The sequence below is a fragment of the Acidisphaera rubrifaciens HS-AP3 genome, from assembly GCF_000964365.1.
Lineage (GTDB): Bacteria > Pseudomonadota > Alphaproteobacteria > Acetobacterales > Acetobacteraceae > Acidisphaera > Acidisphaera rubrifaciens.
In genome coordinates this window covers 1-5,928 of record NZ_BANB01000547.1, presented here as the reverse complement: position 1 = coordinate 5,928, position 5,928 = coordinate 1, and the positions used below count along the sequence as shown (strand labels likewise).

Sequence of the window (5,928 nt, the reverse complement as noted above, 5' to 3'; positions counted from 1 at the left end):
CCCCGCACCCATGCCGGCCGCCCAGCCGCCCGTCGCCAACGGCCTGCCGCCCGTCGACCTGAACGAGATCGCCGCCGACGACCTGCCGTTGCCAACGCCACAGGGCCGCTTTCTCGTCGCCGGGACCGATGACGTGGAGGTGTTCGTTATCCTCGGCCGCGCCGGCTACGGCGCGATCCAATCGACCCTGCGCCGCGCCGGGATCGACACGCGCAGCCTCGGCCGCGTGCTCGATTTCGGCTGCGGCGTGGGCCGCGTGTTGCGCTACTGGAAAGCAGCGCCGGCGGTCGAGATGCACGGGACCGACCTCAACCCCGACGCCATCGCCTGGTGCCGCGAGAACCTGGCCTTCGCGCAGTTCACCACCAACCGGCTGGAGCCGCATCTCGATTATCCCGACAACCACTTCGGGCTCGTCTATGCGTTGTCCGTGTTCACCCATCTGCCGGAGGAGATGCAGGTGCCGTGGCTCGCGGAGCTCAAGCGCGTGGTGCGGCCGGGCGGCCATGTGTATTTCACCACGCACGGCGTGTCCTATCGCGCCGCGCTGCCGCCGCCGATGCGCGCGCAGTTCGACGCCGACCAGCTTGTCGGGGGCGGCAACGATGCCGGGTCGAACTACTACGGCACCTTCCATCCGACGAGCTATGTCCGGCGCGCCATGCTCGATCCGCTGCGCCTCACGCTGATCGACTTCGAGCCCGAGGGTGCGAAGGGCAATCCGACGCAGGACAGCTGGCTGGTGCGCAAATCCTGACTGTCGTAGCCGCCGCGTAACGGAGTATTCCGCGTGAGCATCGACCTCGATCACTACTACGACACGCAGTATCTGCCGGTGTCGCGCTACAACGGGCAGATGACGCCGGCCTTCCAGGCGGCGCTGGCGGATACCTACGCGGCGGCCGAGGCGCGGGACTGCGTTTTCACCCACGCCGTCAGCCTGCCCGGCGGCGGCGTGCAGCCCGGGGTCCTCGACCTGCGCGGCAGCGAAACCGCGATGCTCGGCGGCGTGCCGCTCGCGGGAAAGCGCGTGCTGGAATACGGCCCCTCCAGCGGCTGGCTCACGGCGCATCTCGCCGCGGTCGCGCGCGAGGTGGTGGCGATCGAATGGCCGCGCGGGGCGGAGGCGTCGATGGTCCCGACCTATGCGCCGCTGCCCGCCTCGGCGCGCGCCGACGTGCACGCCCTGATGGAGCGGATGCGCGCGAGCTGGTGGGTGACGCGCCGCGCCGTCGGCTTCGATGCCGGCATCGTCTATGCCGACCTGCAGGCTCCGCCGTCGGATCTCGGCCGCTTCGACGTGAGCGTGCTCGCGAGCGTTCTGCTGCGCCTGCCGAACCCGTATCTCGCGCTGCAGGGCGCGGCGGAAATCACCAACGAGACGATCATCGTCACCGAACCCGTGACCGAGGCCGTGCGGCCGGACGAGACGGAGCGTCCGATCGCCCTGTTCGCGCCCACCGATCCCACGACCGACACGAACCATTGGTGGCACCACAGCCCGGCGGCGGTCTGCCGCATGCTCACTACCCTCGGTTTCGCGCGCATCGACGTGTCGATCCACAGCGTTGCCGGCCCGGTCCTGCCGCTGCCCTTCTTCACCGTCGTCGCGCGCCGCAACGGCGTGCCGGTCATCAGGGCCGTTCCGGGCTGACGTCCCACACCGCCCAATAAACAGGCGCGCCGAAGATCGACCAGTCGCGGCCGAGTTCGGTCCAGGTCAGCAGGCCGCCGGTCGGCGCCGGTCCGCCGTCGGCCCGGACGCGCGGCCGCACCAGCGCCCCGGCCGGCGTCGACAGGTAGAATTGCTGGATCTTCAGCGACGCGCCGGCGGCGGCAGCGTCGCCCGTCAGGCCGAGCGCGTGGCGCGACACGCCGCTGAAGCCCGGCCCGTCGAACAGCACGAGCCCACCGATGCCGCCCGGGCCGTCCAGCGCCAGGTCGCGGGTGTACTGAAGGCAGATGTCGGATACCGGCGGCGCCAGCCGTCGGAAGCAGTTGTAGAACACCGCCCACCGGTCCCCTCCGCCGCCCGCCGTGCCGGCCGCCCGTGCGACGCGGATCAGCATCTCCGGCGCCACGTCCAGCACCGCGCGCGGCGGCGACAGCCGGCCGTTGGTCGCGATGTCCGGCGCGGTACGGACATACAGGTGGCTGCGCGTCGGCACCGCCGGGTCCTGATCGGTATAGAAATAGTACAGTGTCGTACCGATCCGCGCCAGCGACCCGAATACCCCCTGCGTATTCACGGACCCGACCGGATGGTGCGGATCGCCCGGCCCGGTCACGCGGGCCGGGTGGTTGCTCTCGATCAGCTGTCCGGCGGTATCGACCACCGCCGCCGGCCGCGCCGCGTCGCCGGCGAAGGCGACCCATACCGATCGCGCCGCGGTGTCGCGCTGCAGCAGGTCGTAATGCAGGAAATCGCGGGTGCGCGCCTCCACCAGGATGTTGCGCCACGCCTCGCCGCGGCCGCCGTCGCTCGCGACCGCGAGGTACAACACATAGAAATACGGATCGCCCGCCGCGCCGCGCACCATCATCGGATTGCCGCCGCCGCTCAGGCCCGAGGGGCCGGACGTAGCCGGATCGAAGCGGTCGTACAGCAGCGAATGCGGATCGGTCAGGCTGCCCCAGATACGCCAGTCGAGATCGCCGGGCACATGATAGACGGCGGCGGGATCGTGCGGGCCGCCCGTGACGCCCGACTTGATAGAATCGCCCGGCCGCAGGCGGTGCGTCGCCGCGCCATAGGCCGGCAGGTCGCGCGCCTCGCCATGCAGCACGGTCGCATAGCGTCCGTCGTCCAGCGCGATGATCTGCGTATTGTATGCCACCTGCCACGCCGCCGGCCGGTAGTAGATGCCCTCGTCGGCCGCCGTGTGGCACACGCGCAGCGTCCCGTCGCCGGTGGTCGCGCAGGTGCGCGCCGGCAGCAGCGCCGCCTGCCGCGCATGCAGGCGCAGCACGCTGATTCCGTCCCATGCCGCGACCAGCACGAGCGCGCCGAGAATGTAGCGCAGCAACCGCCCGCGTTTAGCCACGGCGGCGCGCGGCCAACCGGTCGCCCGCGACGCGTCGGATGTCACGCGCGGGATTGCCGAAGACCCGGCTGTCGGCGGGCAGCGACTTTGTCACCACCGCACCCGCCGCGACATGCGTGCCGCGTCCGATCCGCACCGGCCGGTCCGGCGTGCCGTTGACGATCACCGCGCCCGCGCCCACGAACACGTCGTCCTCGATCACGACATGACCGGCGATGCTGGCCGAGGAGCATATCGTGACGCAGTCGCCCAGGACGATGTCGTGGCCGAGCACCGCCATCGGCATCACGATGGTGCAAGCGCCCATCACCGTGAACGGCCCGATATAGACCCGGCTGGCGACGAGCGTGCCGGCACCGGTGACCGTGCGCGGCGAGATCGAGCCCGTCTTCTGGCACACGGTGCCGACGCGACCACCTGCCTCCGTCACCCGCGCCGCCAGTCGCCGCCGTGCCGCTGGGTCGCCCACCGTGATCATGCAGGTCAGCGCGCGGAACTCGGCCGCCCAGCGGTCGAAATTGATCACCGGCACCCCGTCGATCGCGTCGCCACGGTCGCCGCGAAAATCGTCGATATAGGCGACGACGCGGAAATCGAAGCTTTCGAACCCATGCTCCAGCATCTCCGCGATGCTGACCGCGAAGCCGGACGCGCCGTAGACGACGATCGATTCGGACGAAGACGACACGCGCGCGCACCCTGGTCTGACACGGCGGCGATCTGAGGCCGAAGCACGCGCCCCGGCAAGCGCCCTCTGCGTCCGGCGGTGGGCGCGATGCCTCAGCCGGCCAGGGCGGCGATCGCGGCGGGATCGACCGCTTCCACCGTCGCGGGCGACCAGCGCGGCGCGCGGTCCTTGTCCACCACCATCGCCCGCACGCCTTCGAGGAAATCGGGATGGCGCGTCACCGCATGCGCCAGCGCCAGTTCCGCGCGCAGACAGGCGGCAAGATCGCGCCCCGCGCCCGCGCGCAGCAGCGCGTGCGACCACATCAGCGACGAGGGCGACATCGCGCGCAGGGTGGCGGTCGTCTCGCGTGCCCAATCCGTGTCCTCGGCGGCAAGGCGCGCCAGGATCTCCGGCACGCTGCCGGCAGAGAAGCAGCGATCGATCGCGGCGCGGTGCGGTGCCAGGCCGAACGGCGGCAAGGCCCGTGCATGCGCCGCCAGCGCCGCCACGCCATCGCGCACCAGCGCCTCCGCAAGCCCCGGCATGGCTTCGCGCGGGACGTAATGCGTGGCAAACCCGGCACGCACCGCGTCCGCGCCCTTCATGCGCGCGCCCGTCAGTGCGAGGTAGAAACCGATCGCTCCCGGCATGCGCGGCAGGAAAAACGAGGCGCCGATGTCGGGAAACAGCCCGATCGCCGTCTCCGGCATCGCGAACATCGCCCCCTCGGTCGCGACGCGGGCGCTGCCGTGCACCGACACGCCGATCCCACCGCCGATGCAGGCACCGTCCACCAGTGCGACCCAGGGCTTCGGAAACTGTGCGACGGCGAGGTCGAGCGCGTATTCCTCGCGGAAGAACGTGTCCACCGCCTCCGTCCGCCCGGCCACGAGGTCGTCGCGCAGCGCGCGTATGTCGCCGCCCGCACAAAAGGCGCGCGGAGCGGCGCTGTCCACAACGACCAGGTGCACCGCCGGATCGTCCCGGAAGCCCTCCATCGCCGCCGCGATCGCCCGGACCATCGGCAGGTCGAGCGCATTCAACGCGGCGGGTCGGTCAAGCCGGATACGGCCGGCCCGCCCCTCCCGCCAGGCGGCGATTCCGTCACGGCTGTCGTCCATCGCGGTCCTTCTGCATGGGCTGGGAAAGCGGCGTGCGGCGGCTAGCGGCGCGACAGATTTCGCGCCGTCAGGCCCGCAAGCACCAGGCTATACAGATGCCGCACCGGCAGGATGCGCACCAAGGGGCGCAGCGTCACCCATGCGGTGACGTCGCGACCGAGCTGCGACGTCGCCGCGCGCCGCACCTCCAGCGCCTCGCGCTCGACCGCGCCTGGGTGGCTCACGGCGGCCAGGAGGCCGAATACCACCAGCAGCAGCGCGTCTCCGCCCAGCAGCGCCAGCAACGCCTGCAGATCGGTCATCCGCGCGCGCAGCAGCATCCAGCCGACCACGTGGCCGACGCCGAGCGCGGCGACGAGAAAGATCAGGGCGACAACGGCATAAACGACGCGCAGCACCTGCCGCCGCACGAGGCGCTGCAGGCGCAGCCCCTCGGCCTCGGCGGCGGCACGGGCAAGTCGGACGGGACGCATGCGGGGCGTCTCTCCGTCAGCGGATGAAGCGGCCGAGCAGGTAGCCGATGCCGAGCGCGGCAACGACGGCGATCAGCGGCTGGTCACGCACCCGCCCGCTCAGCGCGTCGGCCTGTTCCCGCGCGCCGGCGGCGGCACGGCGGGCCACCTTCTCCGCCCGGCCGGCGGCTTCGTCGATGCCGACGCCGACGCGGTCGCGCATCAGGCTGTCGACCTGGTCGCGCAGCCGTGCAAGCTGCTCACGGGCGTCGCTGGAGAGGCTATCAGCGGATCGCATCATCTCATCCTCCGGTTGTCATGGGCGCGCCGCCGCCATGTCAGCCACGGCCATATCACGGCGAAACGGTCGTGATGGCAACGCCGCGTTGCCGGGTCCGTTCCGCGCTTGTAGGGTCCGGGTCCGTCGAAAGCTGCAGGAGTCCTGCCCCTCCTATGCATGTCCGCATACTCATCGCCGCCGCGGCGGTCGCCGCGGTCGTGGCGGGCGCGGCGCGCGCGCAGGCGGCGGAGCAGGGCACGTCCCAGCCCGGCCCCTCTCAGCCGACCCCGTCCTCAACCGCCGCGCCCCAACCGGGGACGTCCCAGCCGGGGACGTCCCAGCCGACGCCGCATCGCGCGAC

Annotated in this window: 7 protein-coding genes; 2 read left to right on the top strand and 5 right to left on the bottom strand. The window is 71.5% G+C overall.

Annotated features, from left to right (window positions below):
• Positions 1-757: class I SAM-dependent methyltransferase (locus B8460_RS14425; RefSeq protein ID WP_148360618.1), on the top strand; the 757-nt coding region annotated here is incomplete at its 5' end.
• 33 nt (positions 758-790) lie between these two features.
• Complete coding sequence (locus B8460_RS14420) at positions 791-1,654, top strand: methyltransferase domain-containing protein (RefSeq protein ID WP_048862311.1); 864 nt, start codon at positions 791-793, stop codon at positions 1,652-1,654.
• Here the strand turns inward: B8460_RS14420 and B8460_RS14415 are convergent.
• The 5 genes from B8460_RS14415 to B8460_RS14395 form a co-directional block, all read right to left on the bottom strand.
• A complete protein-coding gene (locus tag B8460_RS14415; protein WP_148360617.1) occupies positions 1,635-3,044 on the bottom strand; it encodes a hypothetical protein in 1,410 nt (469 codons plus the stop codon). The two genes, B8460_RS14420 and B8460_RS14415, sit on opposite strands and share 20 nt — an antisense overlap.
• A complete protein-coding gene (locus tag B8460_RS14410; RefSeq protein ID WP_052945249.1) occupies positions 3,037-3,732 on the bottom strand; it encodes a PglD-related sugar-binding protein in 696 nt (231 codons plus the stop codon). Before B8460_RS14410 ends, B8460_RS14415 begins: the two co-directional genes overlap by 8 nt.
• Before the next feature lie 92 nt (positions 3,733-3,824).
• Positions 3,825-4,835: an enoyl-CoA hydratase/isomerase family protein gene (locus B8460_RS14405; protein WP_048862309.1), complete on the bottom strand. Its 1,011-nt coding sequence runs from the start codon at positions 4,833-4,835 to the stop codon at positions 3,825-3,827.
• 41 nt (positions 4,836-4,876) lie between these two features.
• Complete coding sequence (locus tag B8460_RS14400; RefSeq protein WP_048862308.1) at positions 4,877-5,308, bottom strand: hypothetical protein; 432 nt, start codon at positions 5,306-5,308, stop codon at positions 4,877-4,879.
• 16 nt (positions 5,309-5,324) lie between these two features.
• Positions 5,325-5,585 (bottom strand): hypothetical protein, encoded by a 261-nt coding sequence (locus tag B8460_RS14395; RefSeq protein WP_148360616.1) that lies wholly within the window; start codon positions 5,583-5,585, stop codon positions 5,325-5,327.
• Between the last annotated feature and the right edge of the window lie 343 nt (positions 5,586-5,928).